Origin of the sequence: Mesorhizobium sp. M1348, assembly GCF_040317925.1 — a bacterium.
Classification (GTDB): Bacteria; Pseudomonadota; Alphaproteobacteria; order Rhizobiales; family Rhizobiaceae; genus Mesorhizobium.
Genome location: NZ_JAMYLH010000002.1, coordinates 121,302 through 141,066 on the forward strand (window position 1 = coordinate 121,302; position 19,765 = coordinate 141,066).

Consider the following 19,765-nt stretch of genomic DNA (forward strand, 5'->3'; position numbering starts at 1 on the left):
GAATCAAGGTTTCCAAACCAGTTTCGCCTGTCGCCGTGCCGGCAGCCCCTCTCCTGCGGTGGGAAGGGGCGCTCATGTCTGGCCGTTGTTTAGCAGTTTCTTAACCGCATCGCTTAACGAAAAGTGGTGAAACCGCTTTTTCCGGCCGCGGCTTGCCCTACAATCCAACGTTGAACCCGCTTCACGCAGTTCAAATAAGGGGGAGTGCGATGATCAGGAAAACTGCTTCCTTGGCCCTTACCGGCATCACCGTTCTCGGCATGGCGTCCGAGGCGGCTGCCGGCGGACGCGCGGTCGAATGCTACGAGCAGGTCAACCGGCCGGCCGTCTACGACACGCTCTACGAGGACGTGCTCGTCAGCCCAGCCGGCCAGCAGGTGGAATACGAGGCGCCAATCTACGGGACGCGCGAGCGCGTGGTCCAGATCGCGCCGGCGCGCGTCAGCTACGAGATCGTGCCCGCCATCACCCGCACCATCCACCGCTCCGTGAGGGTCGATAACAGCGGCTATTCCTGGGAATGGCGCATCATCAATGGCCGCAAGGTGCTGTGCAAGGTCAGGCACAGGGCGCGCTATGAACGCGTGGCCGAAATCGTCGTGGTTGAGCCGGAACGCCGGCGGCGCGTTGTCCTCCCCGCCGAATACGAGAGCGTCGCCGGAGAGGTGCTGGTGCGGCCGGAGCAGCGGCGCATCATCGACATTCCGGCGTCCTACCAGACAGTGGCTCGCCGCGTGGTGGTCAGGGAGGGCTCGTCGAGCTGGCGGCGCGTGCATATTCCGAGGCATTGCCGATACTAGGCGCTCAGGCCGCCTCGGCCCTGAGCCATTTCTTCAGGCCGTCGACATCGCCATTGCCGACGCAGGCCGCAACCCTTCTGCCAACTGCCGCGCCGAACTTGTAGCCGTGGCCGGAGCAGGCCGAGATAACCAGGCATTTGCCTTTCCGGTGGGCCAGGAACTTCTCGTCGGCGGTGAAGGTGTAGGCGCAGGTGACCACTTCGGTGACCTTGTATTCCGCGATGCGGGCAATCGGCGGCGAAAACAGGTTGCGGATCGCCTCACCCTCGCCCGGCACCGGCTGGCGGTTCCAGTCGGCATCGCTGGTCGGCACCCTGTGCAGGCCCGAGCCGAATTTCATGCTGGCGCCACCTGTCGGCGGGATTGCATAGCCGTCGACGCTGCCGCCGATGTCGAGGACAACGGGTGCAGCCTGCCAAGCTGCTTTCAGATCCGCCGGCGGTTCGACATAGGCGAGCGCGGTGCGCCAGGTTTTCAGTTGGCCATCCAGCTCCGGGAACAGTTTTAGCACCCAGGCGCCGGCAGCGACGATGATCCGGTCGGCCTGCATCGTTTCGCCGCTCGCAAGCACGACATGTCCGGCGTCGGCGTCGATCTCGACCACCTTGCTGTTTTCGTAGACATTGGCGCCATTCGCGCGCAGCCACGTGGCGAGGCCCCAGGCGATCTTGCGGCAGTGCAACGCGCCACCGTCCGGCGAAAAATACGCATAGCGGAACGAACCGGGCTGCAGGAACGGCCAGCGTTCGACCGCGGCGTCCGGTTCGAACAATTCGAACGGATAATTCCCGGCTTCCATGCCTTCGCGGTATTCCTCCGCCTCATCTCCCGGCTCCCGCGAAATACAGATGAAGCCGCGCGGATCGAGATGGCTTTCGCCGAGATCGGCCCACATCTCGTCCCATGCTTCGTAGGCTTCGGTGATCAGCCGGCCGTAGCCCGTTCCGGCCCGGTAGGCGCGGCGGATAATGCGATGATGGTCGCCCGACGCTGCAAGCGGATTGGGAATCGGTCCCTGCTCGACGATCGAGACGAGGTGACCGGCCTTGACCAGAGACCACGCTGTGGAAAGCCCGGCAATGCCCGCACCGACCACGATCACATTCATGAAACCGTCCTTCCGCAACCGCTTCGGCGGCTCACCTCTCGGGAGGGCCAACATACGGTCTGGCACCAGACTGGCAAGCCGCGCTAATGATCTGGCATGACCGAATTGAAGCCGCCCTACCTTGCCTTTGATCCAGCCACGCGTCGCCTGCGGCTCGATCCGCACGAGCCGGCTTTTTTCCAGGACCCTTACGAAGCTTACACCTTCCTGCACGGCGCATCGAACGCCTTCGTCTGGGAAGAATTTGGTTTCTGGTGCTTTGGCGGCTTCGACGACGTCAACCGTCTGTTGCGCGATCGCCGCTTCGGCCGGCAGAACCCGGCCGGCATTCCGGACAGCCGGGGCATCGGCCAGGACCGCACGCATCTCAGCGCCTTCGACGGCGTCGAGGCCAATTCGATGCTGGAGCTGGAGCCGCCCGTCCACACACGGCTCAGAACGCTGGTCAACCGCGCCTTCGTCTCGCGCCAGGTTGAGCGGCTCAGGCCGCGCGTCGAGGCGCTGGCCAACGAACTGATTGACCGTTTCGAACCAGGAGGAGTCGACCTGCTGCCGGCGTTCGCCGCTCCCTTGCCGATTACCATCATTGCGGAAATGCTCGGCGTGCCGGTCGACATGGGGCCGCAGCTGCTCGACTGGTCGCATCGGATGGTCGCCATGTATATGCATGGCCGCACCCGCGAGATCAAGAGACGGCCAATCGCGCCGCGCGCGACTTTTCCGATTTTCTGCGCGGCTACGTCGCCGAGCGGCGAAAGAGGCCGGGCGAGGATCTTCTGTCGCTGCTGATTGCGGCACAGGAGGACGGCCAGAAACTGTCGGAGGACGAACTGGTGTCCTCGGCAATCCTTTTGCTCAATGCCGGTCATGAGGCAACTGTCCACCAGACCGGCAATGCGGTGCGCTCGATCCTTGCGCAAGGCGGCGACCCGCGCCGCTTCTTCGCCTCACTGGAAGCAACAGCCGCGACGGTCGAAGAGTGCCTGCGCTTCGACGCGCCGCTGCACATGTTCACGCGCTACGCCTATCAGGAGGTCGAGGCCGGGCCGGGGATCATCGTCCAGCCGGGCGAGACGATCGGGCTGTTGCTCGGCATGGCCAATCGCGACCCTACTGCGTTTGCCGAGCCCCTCGCCTTCAGGCCGGACCGTGCCGACCAGAAGAACGTATCGTTCGGCGCCGGCATCCATTTCTGCATCGGCGCGCCGCTCGCCCGGCTCGAACTGCAGGTGTCGCTGAAAACCCTGTTCGAGCGCTTGCCGCGGCTCCATCTCGCCGAACAGCCACGCTTCCGCGACAGCTATCATTTCCACGGGCTGGAAACGCTCGCGGTACGCTTTTGAGCATTCGATCCGGCAGGCTCAGCCGCAGGGTGATCAAAGCTTGATCACATACTCCTTGCGAGTCGTTTCAAGCACTTCCCAGCTGCCCTTGAAGCCCGGCCTCAGCACGAAACTATCGCCGGCCCCGACAGTGCGCGCATCGCCGCCGTCTTCGGCGATCACCGAGACCCCTGAAAGGATGTGGCAGAACTCCCACTCATCATATTCGATGCGCCATTTGCCTGGCGTCGCTTCCCATATGCCGGCATAGAGGCCGCCGTCCTGCTCCTCAACATTCCAGGTGCGGAATTTCGGATCGCCCGAAATCAGGCGATCCGGCGCCGGTGCGCCAAGCTCCGGTTCGACCTTGTCGACGCCGACGGAAAGAAATTTCGGCCTGGTCATGGCGATCAAACCTTGGCGAGAGCCTGTTCCAGATCGGCGACGATGTCGTCGACATCCTCGATACCGACCGAAAGCCTGACCGTGTCCGGCCCTGCCCCGGCGTTGATCTTCTGCTCGTCGGAAAGCTGGCGATGCGTGGTCGATGCCGGGTGGATGACCAGCGACTTGGTGTCGCCAACATTGGCCAGGTGCGAGAACAGTTCGAGCGCTTCGACGAATTTGATGCCCGCCGCGTAGCCGCCCTTCAACCCGAAGGTGAACACCGCGCCGGCGCCAAGCGGCGAGTACTTCTTCTGCAACGCGTTGTTCTTGTCACTGGGCAGGCCGGGATAGGACACCCAGGCGACCTTGGGGTGGTTGGAGAGCCATCCGGCGACCGCCGCCGCGTTGTCGCAATGGCGCTGCATCCTGAGCGGCAAGGTTTCCAGGCCAGTCAGGATCAGGAACGCGTTGAACGGCGAAATCGCGGCGCCGATATCGCGCAGGCCGAGCACGCGGGCGGCAATGGCGAAAGCGAAATTGCCGAAGGTTTCGTGCAGGACGAGGCCGCCATATTCAGGGCGCGGCTCCGAAAGCATCGGATATTTGCCCGACTTCGACCAGTCGAAGGTGCCGCCGTCGACGATGGCGCCGCCGATCGAATTGCCGTGGCCGCCGATGAACTTGGTCAGCGAATGCACGACGATGTCGGCGCCATGTTCGATCGGCCGCAGCAGATAGGGCGAGGCTAGCGTGTTGTCGACGATCAGCGGCAGGCCGTGCTTACGGGCAATGTCGCCGATCTTCTCGATATCGACGAAGACGCCGCCCGGATTGGCCAGGCTTTCGATGAAGATCGCCTTGGTCCTGTCGTCGATCTGGCTCTCGAAGGTCGACATGTCATTGGTGTCGGCCCAGCGCACCTGCCAACCGAAATTCTTGAAGGCGTGGCCGAACTGGTTGATCGAGCCGCCGTAAAGCTTTGTCGCTGAAACGAAATTGTCGCCGGGCTGCATCAGGTTGTGGAAGACCAGCACCTGCGCGGCATGGCCGGAGGCGACGGCAAGGCCTGCCGTGCCGCCTTCGAGTGCCGCGATGCGCTCTTCCAGCACCGCTTGGGTCGGGTTCATGATGCGGGTGTAGATGTTGCCGAACGCCTTCAGCCCGAACAGCGAGGCGGCATGGTCGGCATCGTCGAAGACGAAGGAGGTCGTCTGGTAGATCGGCGTCGCTCGCGCCCCTGTCGCCGGATCCGGCTTAGCGCCGGCATGGACGGCGAGCGTATTGAAACCGGGCGTGCGGGCCATCGAAAACCTCCCTCAATGGTGAATGGTGAATGGTGAATGGTGAATGGTGAATGGTGAATGGCAAAGTCGGCCAGCCCCACCCTCATTGCAAGCGGCTCATATGCCGCCTTGCCCGCCTTTCAGAAAAATCCTTCTATTCACCATTCACCATTCACCATTCACTACCTACTTCTGGCGAACGCCGAAACTCTGGAACCCCGGGCGCATCAGCGGCTTCTTCGAGGACAGCACGCCTGAATTGACGCCGGTCCAGCCGATCTCGCCGGACAGCTTGCCATATTCGATCTTGGGGCAACGGTTCATCACCACCTTAATGCCGGCGGCTTCGGCGCGCGCGGCCGCCTCGTCATGGCGTATGCCAAGCTGCATCCAGATGACCTTCGGCAGCGGATCGAGCCGCAACACCTCGTCGACAATGCCCGGCACGGCAACGGAAGCGCGAAAGACGTCGACCATATCGACCGGCTCGGGAACATCAGCAAGCCTGGCATAGGTCATCCGGCCGAGGATTTCCTTGCCGGCCTGGCCGGGATTGATCGGGAACACCGAAAACCCCTTGCCGAGCAGATATTTCAGCACGAAATAGCTCGGCCGAACGTCATTGGCCGACGCGCCGACCATGGCGATGGTCTTCACCGAATTGAGGATGCCGGCGATATAGGCGTTGTCGTAGGCGTCGTGGTTCATGCCTCGTCCTCATACAGCGCTTCGGCGAGAAAACCATCTGGATCGTTGCAAAAATTGCGCATCATGCGGAAATGGTCGGTATCGCTAAAATCGGTGGGGTCGAGCCCGGACCGGCTGATGCGGAACAGCCGCGCGCCGGGACAGGCCATCAGCAGCGGCGAATGCGTCGCCATGATCACCTGTGCCGTGCCGGACTGGTCCATCCGCCGCAGCATCTTGAGAAGTTCGATCTGCCGCGTCGGCGACAAGGCGCTTTCGGGCTCGTCCAGGATGTAAATGCCTTGCCGGCGGCAGCGCTCCTCGAAGAACCTGATGAAGCCCTCGCCATGCGACCAGGACAGGAAGTCGGGCGGCGCCTCATGTGCGTCGATGGCAGCCTGATCGAGATAGCGGGCGACCGAATAGAAGGATTCGGCGCGAAAGAACCAGCCTGCGGTGACCTTCGGCAGCCAGTGGCCACGCAACGTTGCCGCCAGCGCCGCGCCGCTCTTGTCGATGGCTCGGGAGTGGTCGACCGGCATGTAGCCCTTGCCGCCGCCAGCTTCATCGTAGCCGGCCAGCGCGCCGATCGCTTCGAGCAATGTCGATTTGCCGGTGCCGTTCTCGCCGACGATGATGGTGATCGGCGTGGTGAATTCGAGCTCGAATTCGTGGCCGTGAAAGATCGGCAGGTTCCAGGGATATTTTTCCCAATCGACGACCCGGCCGGGCTCGATCAGGATACGCTTGAGATAGGGCGCCTTCAGCCGCGTCAGTTGCTTGCGATGAGCCAGAGGGAACCTCGTCAAGCCGGCAGCGAAATCGATCCGTCTTCCGCGATCGGAAAAGCCGGATTGTGCGCCACTTCCCAGACATGCCCGTCGGCATCGGCGAAATAGCCATACCAGCCGCCCCAGAAGGCGCGTTGCGCCGGCTTGACGATACGGCCGCCGGCCGTCTCGGCCAGCGCCAGCACTGCATCGACCTCGGCGTCGGAGCGGGTGTTGTAGGCAAGGTAAACGGCCGACGGCGCTTTGCCGAAGGTCACGCCTGAATCCTCCTCGGCGCTTGGGCGCGGAAACAGGGCAAGGATGGCGCCGCCCATCTGGAAGAAGGCAACGCCGTCGGTGATCCCAGCGTGGCGGGTCAGGCCCATCGCCTCATAAAAGCGCGTGGCGCGGTCGAGATCGTCCGTGGCGATGGTGATGATGGAGATGCGCGGTTCCATATCCGCCTCCTATTCCTCCGGCCATTCCGGCTTGCGCTTGCCGATGAAGGCGCCAATGCCCTCTTCCGCATCGCGCGCCAGCATGTTCTCGACCATGACGCGCCCAGTGTAATCATAGGCCTCGGCCAGCCCCATTTCCGCCTGCTCGTAGAAGGCTTCCTTGCCGATCTTGACGACCAAGGAGGATTTGGACGCAATGGTTTGCGCGTATTTGGTGACGATCTGATTCAGATATTCGCGCGGCACGACGCGGTTGACCAAGCCGAATTCCTTGGCGGTTGCCGCATCGATCGTCTCGCCGGTCAAAAGCATCTCCATGGCGTGCTTGCGCGAGACATTGCGCGACAGCGCCACCATCGGTGTCGAACAGAACAGTCCGATATTGACGCCAGGCGTGCAGAAGGTCGCCTCGTGCGAGGCGATGGCGAGGTCGCAGCTGGCGACCAGCTGCGACCCGGCCGCCGTCGCCAGTCCGTCGACTTCGGCGATCACCGGCTTGGGATGGCGAACGATCGCCTGCATCAGTGAAGCGCAGGCGGAAAACGTCTTTTCGAAGAAGGCCCTGCCGCGATCGGCATCGGCGCGATGCGTGCTCAACTCCTTGAGGTCGTGCCCGGCGCAGAACACTTTGCCGGCCGCCCCAAGGACGATGACGCGGACGGACTTGTCGGCCTTGGCGCGGTCGAGTTCCGTCATCAGCGCCGCCATCACTGCAAGCGAAAGAGCATTGGCCGGCGGATTGGCGAGCGTAAGGCGCAGCACGCCCTTATCCAGCCGGGCGGCGACCGGCCCTTCGGCAACGGCAGGCTTGATGGCGACGATTTCGGCCATGATCGTTCCTCCGCGATTCCGGATCGGTGATGGACTAATCTAGTATGCGGGTCTCGCTTCGTCCAACACCCCGCTTCTGCAATAATGAATGGCTGTTGCCAGAAACGGCACGCTACGCTCATACAGGCAGGCGCAAACGAGAGACCGACATGCCTGCTCAAAGCAATCTCAAGCCGGTGCTGACGGCTGCCGAAATCAACGCGCTGATGGCGACCGTTTTCCCGCAACTCAACGACCAGTTCACCTTCTATGAGGCGTTGGAGGTGTTTCCAGGCGGCTGTATCGTGCGGCTCAATGCAGACGAGCGCCATTTGCGTCCCGGCGGCACCGTCTCGGGTTCGTCGCTGTTCACGCTGGCCGACATAGGCGGCTATGTCTGCGTGCTCTCGCATGCCGGGCCGGATGCGCTTTCGGTCACCACCAGTCTCAACATCAATTTTGTCCGGAAGGCCGAGGCCGGGCCGATCGACGGCTATTGCCGCATCCTCAAGCTCGGCAAGAGCCTGATGGTGTTCGATATCGACATCGTCGCCGGCCCGGAGGGACACACGGTAGCGCACGCAACGGGCACCTATTCGATCCCGCCAAAGCGGATTGGCGATGTGGTAAAATAATACCTTATTCTCAAGCCATTGTTTTTGTTTGCTTTTACCCCAGAGATGGCTTTTCACGCGCCTTGACGTAGTCGCCGCTCTCTCCTATAAGCCCTCACGGAACAGCGGCCCGCAAAGGCCGCCGTTTTGTTATTGGCGACGGCAAGTGCCTTTCGCCAATCCAAGCAACAAGAAACGCCTTCTTTGAAGGTCCGAACCGAAAGCAACAATCCATGGCAACCTTTTCGCAGAAGCCTGCGGATGTGGTGAAGAAGTGGGTGCTGATCGACGCCGAGGGTCTCGTCGTCGGCCGTCTCGCCACTGTCATCGCCAATCATCTTCGCGGCAAGCACAAGCCCACCTTCACCCCGCACGTCGACGACGGCGACAACGTCATCGTCATCAATGCCGACAAAGTGGTGTTCACCGGCAAGAAGTTCACCGACAAGGTCTATTACTGGCACACCGGCCACCCCGGCGGCGTCAAGGAGCGCACCGCGCGCCAGCTGCTCGAGGGCCGCTTTCCCGAGCGTGTCGTGGAGAAGGCCGTTGAACGCATGATCCCGCGTGGCCCGCTCGGCCGTCGCCAGATGAAAAATCTCCGCGTCTATGCAGGCACGGAACATCCGCATGTCGCCCAGCAGCCCGTCGTCCTCGACGTGGCCAAGCTGAACGCCAAGAACAAGAAGGTTTCGTAAAATGGCTGAGCTTTCCTCGCTCGCAGAACTCGGAACTGCCACCGGCAACACCAACACCCAGCCGGCAGCACCCGTCCATGTCCAGAAGCTCGACAAATCGGGCCGCGCCTATGCTACCGGCAAGCGCAAGAACGCCATCGCCCGTGTCTGGGTGAAGCCCGGCTCCGGCAAGATCGTCGTCAACGACAAGGTGTTCGCCGAATATTTCGCGCGTCCGGTGCTGCAGATGATCCTCAACCAGCCGATCATCGCCGCCAACCGCGCCGGCCAGTACGACATCGTTGCCACCGTCATCGGCGGCGGCCTCTCCGGTCAGGCCGGTGCCGTGCGCCACGGCATCTCCAAGGCGCTGACCTATTACGAGCCGGCGCTGCGCGCCGTGCTCAAGAAGGGTGGCTTCCTGACCCGCGACAGCCGCGTCGTCGAGCGCAAGAAATACGGCAAGGCGAAGGCCCGCCGGAGCTTCCAGTTCTCCAAACGCTAAGCACTGCGCAATTACACACTATCAAAAGGCCGCCTCCGGGCGGCCTTTCTTTTCGTGCAGAGCCATCACCCATCGGGCGCGGCTCGTACGCATGCTGGCGGACTTCAGACTTTGATGAAGTCAATGAACGCCCGCAGCGGCGCCGGCACGAGGCGCCGGCCGGGATAATAAAGGAACGGCCCGGAGAAGGTCTGCCACCACGGTTCAAGCACCGGTTCGAGCGCCCCGCTCTCGAAGTGAGGGCGCAGCCAATCCTCGAACAGGCTGACGATGCCTGTGCCGGCGATGGCTGCATCGACCTTGAGGTCGGTCGCCCCGCCCAGTGTCACGAGAAGCGGCCCACTTGGGTCGACCCGCACCACCTCGCCGTCGCGCTCGAATTCCCACGGCGGCATCGCACGGTTGGCGAAGCGGCCGCGCAGGCAGGCGTGGCCGAGCAGATCGCGCGGGTGCTGCGGGCGGCCGTGACGATCCAGGTAGGCAGGGCTGGCGGCGGTGGCGAAGCGCTGCACTCGCGGTCCTATCGGCACGGCGATCATGTCCTGCTCCAGCCGCTCGTCATAGCGGATGCCGGCGTCGCAGCCCGCCGCCAGCACATCGACAAAGCTCTCCTCGGCGACCACCTCCAGCCGGATGCCGGGATAGGCGGCAAGGAACCGCGGGACGATGCTGGGCAGGACCAGCCGCGCCGCGCTGACCGGCACGTTGAGGCGCAGCGAGCCGGCCGGCCTGTCGCGAAAGCCGTTCACCACGTCCAGCGCTGATTGCACCTCGGTCAAGGCTGGACCGAGCCGCGCCAGCAGACCTTCGCCGGCTTCCGTCAGGACGACGCTGCGGGTCGTCCGGTTGAGCAGCCTGACACCGAGCTGCGTCTCCAGGCGGCGCACCGCCTCGCTCAAGCCGGACGCACTGCCGCCGCTGGCGCGTGCCGCATCCCGAAAACCTTTGGCGCGCGCTACGGCCACGAAGGCGTTCAGATCCCCGAGATCAATCTGCATTGTTCGTCATTCCGCACAGCCCGTGCGAATTGTACCCAATTATCACGAGATCGGACAGCGTCTATCTGTGCACCATCCCTGAAGGAGAAAGACCATGTCCAGCGTCGACCAGTCCGGTACATTCATCCTCGGCGACCGCAAGGTGAGACGGCTCGGCTACGGCGCCATGCAGCTCGCAGGGCCCGGCGTCTTCGGCCCACCAAAGGACCACGATGCGGCATTGGCCGTGCTGCGCGAGGCCGTTGCGCAAGGCGTCAATCACATCGACACCAGCGACTTCTATGGCCCGCACGTCACCAACTTGTTGATCCGCGAAGCGCTCGCACCCTATCGCGACGACCTCGTTATCGTCACCAAGATCGGCGCCCGGCGCGGCCGGGACGGAGCATGGCTGCCGGCCTTCTCGGCCGAAGAGCTGACCAAGGCGGTGCACGACAATCTGCGCAATCTCGGGCTCGACGTGCTGGAGGTGGTCAACCTTCGGGTCATGTTCGACGCGCATGGCCCCTCCGAAGGGTCGATCGAGGCGCCGCTTGCGGCACTCGCCGAGCTTCAGCGACAGGGCCTCGTGCGTCACATCGGGCTGAGCAACGTCACCGCTGCGCAGATCTCCGAAGGCCGCAGGGTTTGCAAGATCGTCTGCGTGCAGAACCAGTACAATCTGGCGCATCGGGGCGACGATGCGTTGATCGACGACCTGGCCCGCGACGGCATCGCCTATGTGCCGTTCTTCCCGCTTGGCGGCTTCAACCCGCTGCAGTCGTCGACCTTGTCCAAGGTCGCCGCACGCCTCGGCGCCACGCCCATGCAGGTCGCGCTCGCCTGGCTGCTTCGCCGCGCGCCCAACATTCTTCTGATCCCCGGCACGTCTTCAGATGCGCATCTCAGGGAGAACCTCGCCGCGGGCGATCTCGCGCTGCCGGAAGATGCGCTCGAGGCGCTGGAGGGCGTGGCGATGGCGGCCTGAGAGTGCGGTAGATCACCGAAGGCGGTCACGAGCTAATCTCCCCAAGTGGGTTCCCGTGCCGGGGAGATGGCCGGCTGGACAGAAAGGGCGCGAAGGCGCGCGACCTTGCAGGCGGACAGCCGAGGCGCTGAAGGACAGTCGCATTTTTCTACCGCCACGCCACATTTTGTTCTTGCTTTGTGCCGGCAGCTATGCTACTAATCTCGGTATGGTGCTGATTGCGCCGACGACCCGCCCATCGTGGCGGGTTTTCTGTTTCTGGGTTCCTTCGAAAGTTTTAGCGCTGCCGGCCTGGGGCCGGCGCGACAGCGCTCCCCTCTGCCTGCCGGGCATCTTCCGCACAAGGGGGGAGATCGCAAATTCTCGTCGCGCCGGTCTAGTTGATGCTGGCCGTGTTGGCCGGCTCGGCAGGTCGCTTCTCATCGGCATAGGGCACGCGAAAACCGTTCGCCGCCAGCCAGCCGATCGCGGCCTTCGGTTCGTCGGTCTGGATGATGGTGGCGCCGCGCTCGACCCAAAAGCCGTAGGTCTCGCGCGGCAGGCTGGCCGCGACCGCCAGCTCGTCGCCGCGGCCGCCGGCGAGGAAGCCACCTGGCTTGTTGACGATGGCATAGGTGTCGGCCCAGATGTGCCAGTCGCCCCTCACCGCCAGCGCGCGCATGTGCGGGCTGAACAGCGGACCACCGGTCTCGGTCAGCGTCTCTGATCCTGCGCGCCAGTTGATCATCTCGACCGCGCGCACTGGGAAGGCCCGGCTGACTTTCTCGGCAAACATGGGGTCGCGAACCGCATCATCGGCGATGATCGGCATGAACTGGAAGCCGCTGCCGATCGCGTCCATGGCAGCCTTGACCGTGGCGATCCGCTCCGCATTCCACAGGTTCTCCTTGACGATCACCTGTTCGGCCATGCCGAGGTCGCGCGCAACCGCGACCATGCCGACGAGGCTTTCGGTATCGAGCTTGTTGTCGAGATTGATGAGGATCCTGTCCCTGGTCGTCATCAACATCTCGCGCAACGTCGAGACCGTCTCGCCCGTAACGGCGCCGGTGCCTTCGATCACCAACCGGCACGTCTTGAGTTCGGCCAGCGTGCGGTTGACCGCCTCACCCTTGCAATTCGTCGTGCGGTCGAGCCAGCTGTCATGCATGACGACGAACTGTCCGTCCTTCGAGCGTCTGATATCGACCTCGACGATTTCGGCGCCCATTGCGATCGACGCCTCGACGGCGGCGATCGAGTTTTCGGGATAGAGCGTCTTGCCGGATTGCATGCCACCGGCACGGTGCGCAGCCACCATCACATGATCGCGCCATTGGTTGGCGTGCTCGAAGCGGTCGAGAATCTGCCTGGCGCGCGTTTCGCCTGCCGATGCATGGCCAAGGGAGACCGCCAGCGCCGCGGAAAGCAGAAGGCTCAGCCAAATCGTTCGCATGAGAATCGCCCGTACCGGGATCGCACCCCGGTTAAGCGATGCCCGTGACAGGCAGGTGAACGAAGCCGGCTTGCAAAATGCCGGAAAACCAGGTCAGCGCCGGCCGAAGCAGCCGTTGGCGGCTACTTTCGGTTGCTTGCCAGGCAATCTCCTGGCCAGCCATGCGGAGCGCGTCTGGCAAGCAAGAATTTGTGACCGGGCTCGAATGGCCTCGGTTCTCCGAAGGAGTCGCAATTCTGAGAATTATGTCCAATAAGGTTGCGCGTCGACGCACAGGAGATCGCTTCATGCCGCCAAGGACCATCGATCATGCCTTCACGACCCGCTCCAGGACGGGCGCGTCGTTCGAGCCGACCTATGCCGGCGCGCTGTCGTTCATGCGGCGCAAATATTCGAAGGACGTGAAGGACGCCGATGCGGTGGTGTGGGGCATTCCCTTCGACGCTGCGGTCACCAATCGGCCGGGCGCCCGTTTCGGACCGCAGGCGATCCGCCGCGCCTCGGCCATCCTCGACAACGATCCGCAATATCCGTTTTCGCGCGACCTGTTCGAACAGCTTGCTGTGATCGATTATGGCGACTGCCTGCTCGACAGCGGCAATCACCAGAAGACGCCTGCCACGATCGAACGCGAAGCGGCGAAGATCCTGAAATCCGGCGCGTTTCTGCTGTCACTCGGCGGCGATCACTTCGTCACCTGGCCGCTGCTCAAGGCGCATGCCGCCATCCACGGCCCGCTGGCCCTGGTGCAGTTCGACGCACATCAGGACACTTGGCCCGACGACGGCAAGCGCATCGACCACGGCTCCTTCGTCGGCCGTGCGGTCAAGGAGGGCATCATCGACCCCGACCGGTCGATCCAGATCGGCATCCGCACCCATGCGCCCGACACGTTCGGCATCAAGATCCTGTATGGCCATGAAGTGGAGGAAATGCGAGCATCCGACATCGCCTATGCCATCGTCGACCGTACGGGCGGCAAGAAGACCTATGTCACTTTCGACATCGATTGCCTGGATCCGGCTTTTGCGCCCGGCACCGGAACGCCGGTCGCGGGAGGCCCGTCTTCGGCAAAGATCCTGTCGGTGCTGCGCCAGATCAACCAGGTCGATATCGTCGGCGCCGACGTCGTCGAGGTTGCGCCAGCCTATGATCACGCCGATATAACGGCAATTGCCGGCTCGATGGTGGCCATGCACTATCTCGGGCTGCTGGCGGAACGAAAGGCCCGGCTCGAGGAAATGAACCAGGGCAATCACAGCGTTGCCGGATTGAATCAGGCAAGCGGCATATAGCTTTGAGACAACAGGAATTTTGACAGGCAATGAAACCGAAAATCTTCATCGACGGCGAGCACGGCACCACCGGCCTGCAGATCAGGGCGCTGCTTGCCGAGCGCGGCGACCTGGAAATCATCTCGATCCCGACCGAGCGCCGCAAGGAAACGGCAGCGCGCGCCGAGTTCCTCAATGCCGCCGATGTCGCGATCCTCTGCCTACCGGACGCGGCCGCGAAGGAAAGCGTTTCGTTGATCGCCAACGACACCACCAAGGTGATCGACGCCTCGACGGCGCATCGCGTTGCCGAAGGTTGGGAATATGGTTTCGCCGAAATGGACAAGGACCAGGCGAGGAAGATCGCTTCGGCGAAGCGCGTCGCCAATCCGGGCTGCTGGCCGCAAGGACCGATCGCGACGCTGCGGCCGCTGGTTGCGGCGGGGCTGTTGCCGGCCGATTTTCCGGTCACCGTCAACGGCATTTCCGGCTATTCCGGCGGCGGCCGGCCGATGATCGAGGATTATGTCGCCAAGGGCGAGGATGCGCCGGAATTCCTGCCCTACGGGCTGACGCTGCAGCACAAGCACGTGCCTGAGCTCAGGACCTATGCCAAGCTTTCGCACGATCCGATCATGCAGCCGGCGGTCGGCAATTTCGCGCAAGGCATGATCACCGTGGTGCCGCTGCAACTCGGCGGCCTCGACCATGTGCCGACCGGCGCCGAGCTTCACGCGGCGATCGCCGATCATTTCGCTTCCATCGATGGCGGCGTGGTCGAGGTGGCGCCGTATCTGCATCAGGAACGCATGCCTGGCATCGATCCGGAGATCTACAACGGCACCAACAGGATGAAGCTCTACGTCTTTGCCAATGACGACAGGGCGCAGGCGCTGCTGCTTGCCGTCTACGACAATCTCGGCAAAGGCGCCTCGGGTGCCGCCGTGCAGAACATGGATCTGATGCTCGGCCTCTGAATGGACGTGCCGGCATTTCCGAAGCGCTGGAAGGTCGGCGCGCCCGAACCCGTCGCCGAAACGTTCAGCAGCCGCATCTGGAAGGTTGCTCGCGAGGACGGCTCACCGGCAATCGTCAAGGACCTAAAGCCTTTCGACGATGTCGAGGACGAGTTGCGTGGCGAGCATTTCCTCGCCTGGCGACGCGGCGAAGGCGCGGTGCGGCTGCTCGGCAGCGACGGCCACCGCATGCTGCTCGAATACGCCGGCGAAACCTTGCTGTCACAGATCATTGCGGATCAGGACGACAATGCCGCCACCACCATCGCGGCGGAGGTGATGGCCAAGCTGCATTCGCCTTCGACGCACCCTGCCCCGCCGGACCTTCAGCCGCTGCGGACACGGTTTTCCAGCCTGTTCAAAATGGCGAAGGCCGATCGTGCCGCCGGCGAAAGGAGCCTGTATGTCCAAGCTGCCGAAATCGCGGAACGGCTGTTGTCCAATCCGCATGACGCGCGACCGCTGCATGGCGATCTGCATCACGACAACATCATGCACGGTCCACGTGGCTGGCTGGCGATCGATCCGAAGGGCGTTCTCGGCGACCCGGGCTTCGATGCCGCCAACATGTTCTACAACCCACTCGACCGAGACGATCTTTGCCTCGATCCGCGGCGGATCACCCATATGGCGCAAGTCTTTGCCGCAACGCTCGGCCAGACGGCGCCCGCCATACTGGACCACGCCATTGCCTATGGCTGCCTGTCGGCTGCATGGCACCATGAAGATCGCAATGCGGTCGACGAAAACCGCGAGCTGGCGATTGCCGCGGCAATCCGGCGGGTGCGGCTCAGCCTCTGAGAGCAATCTCGTGGGGCAGCGGGTAAGCGCCCTTGGTACCGCGCCAATGCGCGGCGGCGAAGCCCAGCAGAACCAGCGCGAATGCCTGATGCGTCAGGGCCATGTGCAGCGGCACCTGCATCAATAGGGTGCCGATGCCGATCGACGCCTGCACCACGACAATCAGGAACAGCAGCGTCGCGCGCCGGGCATGCGTCGTGCCCGGCAGGCGCCGGCGTGTCGCGATCATGTGCCAAAGCGCGACCGCGAAGATCGTGTAGGCGCCGACCCGGTGGACGAATTGCACCGTCTTCGGGTTTTCGAAGAAATTGCGCCATGCCGGCTCGAGCAGCAGCAGGTCGCCGGGGACCAGCTTGCCGTCCATCAGCGGCCAGGTGTTGTAGCTCAAGCCGGCATCGAGCCCTGCGACCAGCCCGCCGAGATAGATCTGGACCAGCGCCAGCAGCACCAGAAAGCCGGCCACACGTTGCGTCGAGCGGCCGGCGGCAGGTTCCGAGTGCGGCGCCAGCCCACGCGCGACCACCATGGTCGCCGTGAAGATCAGCGCCGCCAGCGTCAGATGCGTCGCCAGCCGATATTGGCTGACCGAAACCCGGTCAACCAACCCGGACGCCACCATCCACCAGCCTATCGCGCCCTGCAGCCCACCGAGCAGGAGGATGCCCGACAATTTCGTGCCGAGGCCGCGCTCGATGCGGCGCGTCGCCCAGAAGAACAGCAACGGCAGGGCGAAGACCACGCCGACACTACGCGCCAGGACGCGGTGCACCCATTCCCACCAGAAGATCGATTTGAACGCCTCGATGCTCATGCCCTTGTTGAGTTCGGCATATTGCGGGATCTGCTGGTAACGCAGGAACTCCTCCTGCCACTCGGCATCATTGAGCGGCGGGATGACGCCGTGCATCGGCTGCCATTCGGTGATCGAAAGGCCGGAATTGGTGAGCCTTGTAGCGCCACCGACCAGTACCAACGCAAACAGCACCAGGAGCACGACATAGAGCCAACCGCGTACCAGCGCGCGGTTGCGAAGGTCGCGATCGCGGGCGGCGAAAGGCGCGGCATCGGATATGGCAGCAGCCATGGGTTTGTCCCGGCAGTTGAGGTCGCGGATTGGTGAACCATCGCAACCCGGCTTGCAAGGCCGGGCGGCGCGGCACGCCGTCGCGCCGTTTCTGGCGGGTTGCGCGCATCGGCTGTTCGGCCTAAGCGATAGCGATCAACGAGATCGCGCCATGCCCATTCGCCTGAAAAAGCTGATCGGAAGCTTCCTGCTGGTAGTGCTGGTCATCGTCTATGCGCTGGTCGCATCGATCGTGGCGGTTGCCCAACTGGCGCAGTCCGGGCCGCTGGCGCACTTCATCTTCTTCCTGCTCAGCGGGCTTTTGTGGGTGCTGCCGGCGATGGGCATCATCAAATGGCTGATCCTGGAGCCGCGCCCGAAGAGCCGAGGCAACAGTTAGATCGTCACCACCGTCTTGCCGGCATTGGCCAGCGGCGTCGTCACGCCCGACAACATTGTTCGGATGTGGGCGACGCTCTGATAGCGGCCATTGACCGAAATGCGCGGCAGGGCATGCAGGAACCCGGCATGCTCGGCGCGGAGTATGCCGTGGCGGGTCGTCACCGCCGAGGCATAGCCGGCATCGCGGACAAGGCTCACTTCGCGACGGCCGACGGCGCCGGCATAACCGTAGGGATAGGCGAAATGGCGCGGCTCCTCGCCGAGTTTGGCCTGCAATATGCGCTTGACGTCGCCGATCTCATGTCGCGCATCGCTCTCGGAAAGCCGCTTCAGATTGCAGTGGTTGACGCTATGCGCGCCGATCGTCACCAGCGGGTGCTCGGCCATGGTGCGGATCTCGTCCCAGTTCATCAGCGTGCTCGGGCGCGGACCGCCCAACTCGATGCCGTTCGAGCGCGCCAGATCGCGCAACACCGCACGCTGGTCCTGCTCGCGCACCTTCAGCGTCAGATGAGCGTGCAGGCGCGCATTGGCCTGGACCTTTTTTCCCGGACTCGAGCAGTCGATCGTCACCGGGCCATCCGGCGTCGTCAGCGTCAGGCGATCGCGCGCATTGACGATGTCCTCGACCATGTCCCACCACAAATCGGCAGCGCCGTCGATCAGTCCCGGCGCGACGTAGATGGTGATCGGCGCGCCGTGCTTCTCCAGCACCGGCAGCGCCTCGGTCATGTTGTCTCGATAGGCGTCGTCGGCGGTGATCGTCGCGAACTGGCTGTCCTTGTCGCCAGCCTCGATGCGCTCGATCGCTTCGTCCAGCGTGACGAAACTGTAGCCGTTCGCCTTCATGTCGGCGATCACGGTGTCGAGAAACCCAGGCGCGATGTTCAAGTGGCGGTTGACGCCGTTCGGCTTTTCCGGTGTCGCGGTGACCCGATGCAGCATCAGGATGGCGCCGAGGCCGCCGATAAACGGCTTGGCCAGCGGCGCGAGACCGGAATAGCGGGCGAGATTGAGCGCCAGTTTGCGGATTGCCTCGCCCCCGTCGATCATTCATTCACCTTTTGCGCCTAAGCTCATCAAGCATGGAATGCGCCTGCGCGGACCCCCAATCGCGACGAATACGCCCTAAGGATTGAGGTATGGTTGACGCCACCGCGTCATTTGACGGCAATCGGCTGGCAAGCAGCGAGGCGTCGCCGTGTGCCTTGCCGGCCGGCAAAGCCGGTCTGTCAACCTCGGTCGCCGACAGTGCGGCGCTGGCGGCGTACGCCGAATTCTGCCGTTCGGCGCTTTTTGCCCCGGCGCAGAGCGCAGGCTGGATCCTGAACTGGGCCGCACATACCGGCGCCGACGTTGTCGTTGCGACGCTGCGCGCCGACGACAGGCCGGTTTTCTCGCTGGCGCTGGAGGTCACTCGCAGTGGAGCGTTCCGCGTCGCCCGCTTCATGGGCGGCCGCCATGCCAACGGCAATTTTGCCGCCGCCGACCCGCAATGGCTGGCGAGTGCCGATAGCGCGGCGATCCGTACTATGCTGGCTGCGATTGCCAAGGCGCGGCGCGACATCGATCTTGTCGCGCTAGAGCGGCTGCTGCCCGATTTCGACGGCGTACACAACCCGCTCTCCGCCTTGCCGCATTTTTCGAGCCCCAATCTGTCGCTGGCCGCTGGTCTTGCAGGAGGGTTTGATGCACTGCTCACCCGGGTGAGTGGCAAGCGCAGGCGCAAGAAGCATCGCTCGCAGGCGCGCAAGTTCGAGGCCGTCGGCAGCTGTCGCCGCATCGAGGCGAAGACTGCGGACGAGGTGAACAGGCTGCTCGACGCCTTTTTCGAGATGAAGGAATTCCGCTTCCGCAAGATGGGCATCGCCAATGTTTTCGGTGAGGCGGAGGTGCGCGCTTTTTTCCGCTCGCTGTTTACCGACGCGCTCCAAGAGGAAGATCCGTCCTTCGTGCTGCATGGGCTGGAAGTCGCCGGCAAGCTTCGTGCAGTCACCGGATCGAGCCGCTCGGGCAAGCGGCTGATCTGCGAATTCGGGGCGATCGCCGAGGATGACCTCGCACATACCAGCCCCGGCGACTTCCTGTTCTTCGAGAACATCCAGGAAGCCTGCGAGGCGGGTTTTGAAATCTATGATTTCTCAGTCGGCGACGAACCCTACAAGCGATTGTGGTGCGACCTCGAAACGCAGCATTTCGAGGTGCTGGTTCCGCTGACGCTGAAGGGTCGGGGGCTGGCGCTTGTGCTCAGGCATGGCGCGCGCGCGAAGGCCTTCATCAAGCACAGGCCGACAGTCTGGAAGCTGACCAAGCTGCTGCGCCGCAAGGCCGCGGGGCAGACAGTGCCGGCCGCGGGCGAAGACGACAGCTGATTTCGATTTGAGAAAA

General features: G+C 63.4%; 21 protein-coding genes and 1 pseudogene. 11 read left to right on the top strand and 11 right to left on the bottom strand.

Annotated features, from left to right (window positions below; genetic code table 11):
* Positions 1-209 precede the first annotated feature (209 nt).
* Positions 210-800: a hypothetical protein gene (locus NKH13_RS04620; RefSeq protein WP_352714767.1), complete on the top strand. Its 591-nt coding sequence runs from the start codon at positions 210-212 to the stop codon at positions 798-800.
* Between the two features lie 4 nt (positions 801-804).
* On the opposite strand, the gene NKH13_RS04625 is transcribed toward NKH13_RS04620, so the two are convergent.
* Positions 805-1,908, bottom strand: coding sequence for an NAD(P)/FAD-dependent oxidoreductase (locus tag NKH13_RS04625; protein WP_352910852.1), 1,104 nt, complete (start codon positions 1,906-1,908; stop codon positions 805-807).
* A 96-nt stretch (positions 1,909-2,004) separates the two neighbouring features.
* On the opposite strand from NKH13_RS04625, the pseudogene NKH13_RS04630 reads away from it, so the two are divergent.
* A pseudogene (locus NKH13_RS04630) lies at positions 2,005-3,251 on the top strand (cytochrome P450).
* Positions 3,252-3,284: 33 nt separating this feature from the next.
* Here the strand turns inward: NKH13_RS04630 and NKH13_RS04635 are convergent.
* The 6 genes from NKH13_RS04635 to NKH13_RS04660 form a co-directional block, all read right to left on the bottom strand.
* Complete coding sequence (locus tag NKH13_RS04635; RefSeq protein WP_352714773.1) at positions 3,285-3,635, bottom strand: cupin domain-containing protein; 351 nt, start codon at positions 3,633-3,635, stop codon at positions 3,285-3,287.
* Between the two features lie 5 nt (positions 3,636-3,640).
* Positions 3,641-4,921: an O-acetylhomoserine aminocarboxypropyltransferase gene (locus tag NKH13_RS04640; RefSeq protein ID WP_352714775.1), complete on the bottom strand. Its 1,281-nt coding sequence runs from the start codon at positions 4,919-4,921 to the stop codon at positions 3,641-3,643.
* Positions 4,922-5,086: 165 nt separating this feature from the next.
* Entirely contained in the window at positions 5,087-5,608 is a 522-nt protein-coding gene (locus tag NKH13_RS04645) for a CoA-binding protein (RefSeq protein WP_352714777.1), read from the bottom strand.
* Positions 5,605-6,381 (bottom strand): AAA family ATPase, encoded by a 777-nt coding sequence (locus tag NKH13_RS04650; protein WP_352715225.1) that lies wholly within the window; start codon positions 6,379-6,381, stop codon positions 5,605-5,607. Before NKH13_RS04650 ends, NKH13_RS04645 begins: the two co-directional genes overlap by 4 nt.
* Before the next feature lie 11 nt (positions 6,382-6,392).
* Complete coding sequence (locus NKH13_RS04655; protein WP_352910857.1) at positions 6,393-6,815, bottom strand: VOC family protein; 423 nt, start codon at positions 6,813-6,815, stop codon at positions 6,393-6,395.
* 9 nt (positions 6,816-6,824) lie between these two features.
* Positions 6,825-7,646: an enoyl-CoA hydratase gene (locus NKH13_RS04660; protein WP_352714780.1), complete on the bottom strand. Its 822-nt coding sequence runs from the start codon at positions 7,644-7,646 to the stop codon at positions 6,825-6,827.
* A gap of 149 nt (positions 7,647-7,795) precedes the next feature.
* On the opposite strand from NKH13_RS04660, the gene NKH13_RS04665 reads away from it, so the two are divergent.
* The 3 genes from NKH13_RS04665 (at position 7,796) to rpsI (ending at position 9,421) form a co-directional block, all read left to right on the top strand.
* Positions 7,796-8,260, top strand: coding sequence for a PaaI family thioesterase (locus tag NKH13_RS04665; RefSeq protein ID WP_352714782.1), 465 nt, complete (start codon positions 7,796-7,798; stop codon positions 8,258-8,260).
* A gap of 212 nt (positions 8,261-8,472) precedes the next feature.
* Positions 8,473-8,937: a 50S ribosomal protein L13 gene (gene rplM / locus NKH13_RS04670; protein ID WP_023674645.1), complete on the top strand. Its 465-nt coding sequence runs from the start codon at positions 8,473-8,475 to the stop codon at positions 8,935-8,937.
* Position 8,938: 1 nt separating this feature from the next.
* Positions 8,939-9,421, top strand: coding sequence for a 30S ribosomal protein S9 (gene rpsI, locus NKH13_RS04675; protein ID WP_023717316.1), 483 nt, complete (start codon positions 8,939-8,941; stop codon positions 9,419-9,421).
* Between the two features lie 104 nt (positions 9,422-9,525).
* Here rpsI and NKH13_RS04680 read toward each other — a convergent pair whose 3' ends face one another.
* Positions 9,526-10,419, bottom strand: a complete 894-nt coding sequence (locus tag NKH13_RS04680) for a LysR family transcriptional regulator (RefSeq protein ID WP_352910861.1) — start codon at positions 10,417-10,419, stop codon at positions 9,526-9,528.
* 94 nt (positions 10,420-10,513) lie between these two features.
* Here NKH13_RS04680 and NKH13_RS04685 point away from each other — a divergent pair, with 94 nt between their 5' ends.
* Positions 10,514-11,386 (top strand): aldo/keto reductase family oxidoreductase, encoded by an 873-nt coding sequence (locus tag NKH13_RS04685; protein ID WP_352714785.1) that lies wholly within the window; start codon positions 10,514-10,516, stop codon positions 11,384-11,386.
* 376 nt (positions 11,387-11,762) lie between these two features.
* On the opposite strand, the gene NKH13_RS04690 is transcribed toward NKH13_RS04685, so the two are convergent.
* Positions 11,763-12,821 (bottom strand): glycerophosphodiester phosphodiesterase family protein, encoded by a 1,059-nt coding sequence (locus NKH13_RS04690; RefSeq protein WP_352714787.1) that lies wholly within the window; start codon positions 12,819-12,821, stop codon positions 11,763-11,765.
* 287 nt (positions 12,822-13,108) lie between these two features.
* On the opposite strand from NKH13_RS04690, the gene speB reads away from it, so the two are divergent.
* Genes speB through NKH13_RS04705 form a run of 3 tightly spaced genes read left to right on the top strand, consistent with a single transcriptional unit; the run spans position 13,109 to position 15,912 of the window.
* The gene (speB, locus tag NKH13_RS04695) at positions 13,109-14,116 is read left to right on the top strand and encodes an agmatinase (RefSeq protein WP_292654214.1); all 1,008 of its coding nucleotides are present in this window, start codon (positions 13,109-13,111) and stop codon (positions 14,114-14,116) included.
* 29 nt (positions 14,117-14,145) lie between these two features.
* Positions 14,146-15,072, top strand: a complete 927-nt coding sequence (argC, locus tag NKH13_RS04700; protein ID WP_352714789.1) for an N-acetyl-gamma-glutamyl-phosphate reductase — start codon at positions 14,146-14,148, stop codon at positions 15,070-15,072.
* Positions 15,073-15,912 (top strand): aminoglycoside phosphotransferase family protein, encoded by an 840-nt coding sequence (locus NKH13_RS04705; protein ID WP_352714791.1) that lies wholly within the window; start codon positions 15,073-15,075, stop codon positions 15,910-15,912. It abuts the gene before it with no gap.
* On the opposite strand, the gene NKH13_RS04710 is transcribed toward NKH13_RS04705, so the two are convergent.
* Positions 15,902-16,996: a COX15/CtaA family protein gene (locus NKH13_RS04710; protein WP_352714793.1), complete on the bottom strand. Its 1,095-nt coding sequence runs from the start codon at positions 16,994-16,996 to the stop codon at positions 15,902-15,904. The two genes, NKH13_RS04705 and NKH13_RS04710, sit on opposite strands and share 11 nt — an antisense overlap.
* Positions 16,997-17,147: 151 nt before the next feature.
* On the opposite strand from NKH13_RS04710, the gene NKH13_RS04715 reads away from it, so the two are divergent.
* Positions 17,148-17,375 (top strand): DUF2842 domain-containing protein, encoded by a 228-nt coding sequence (locus NKH13_RS04715; RefSeq protein WP_352715228.1) that lies wholly within the window; start codon positions 17,148-17,150, stop codon positions 17,373-17,375.
* Here the strand turns inward: NKH13_RS04715 and NKH13_RS04720 are convergent.
* Positions 17,372-18,430, bottom strand: coding sequence for a polysaccharide deacetylase family protein (locus NKH13_RS04720; protein ID WP_352714795.1), 1,059 nt, complete (start codon positions 18,428-18,430; stop codon positions 17,372-17,374). The genes NKH13_RS04715 and NKH13_RS04720 overlap by 4 nt on opposite strands.
* An 89-nt stretch (positions 18,431-18,519) precedes the next feature.
* On the opposite strand from NKH13_RS04720, the gene NKH13_RS04725 reads away from it, so the two are divergent.
* A complete protein-coding gene (locus NKH13_RS04725) occupies positions 18,520-19,749 on the top strand; it encodes a GNAT family N-acetyltransferase (RefSeq protein WP_352714797.1) in 1,230 nt (409 codons plus the stop codon).
* Positions 19,750-19,765 lie beyond the last annotated feature (16 nt).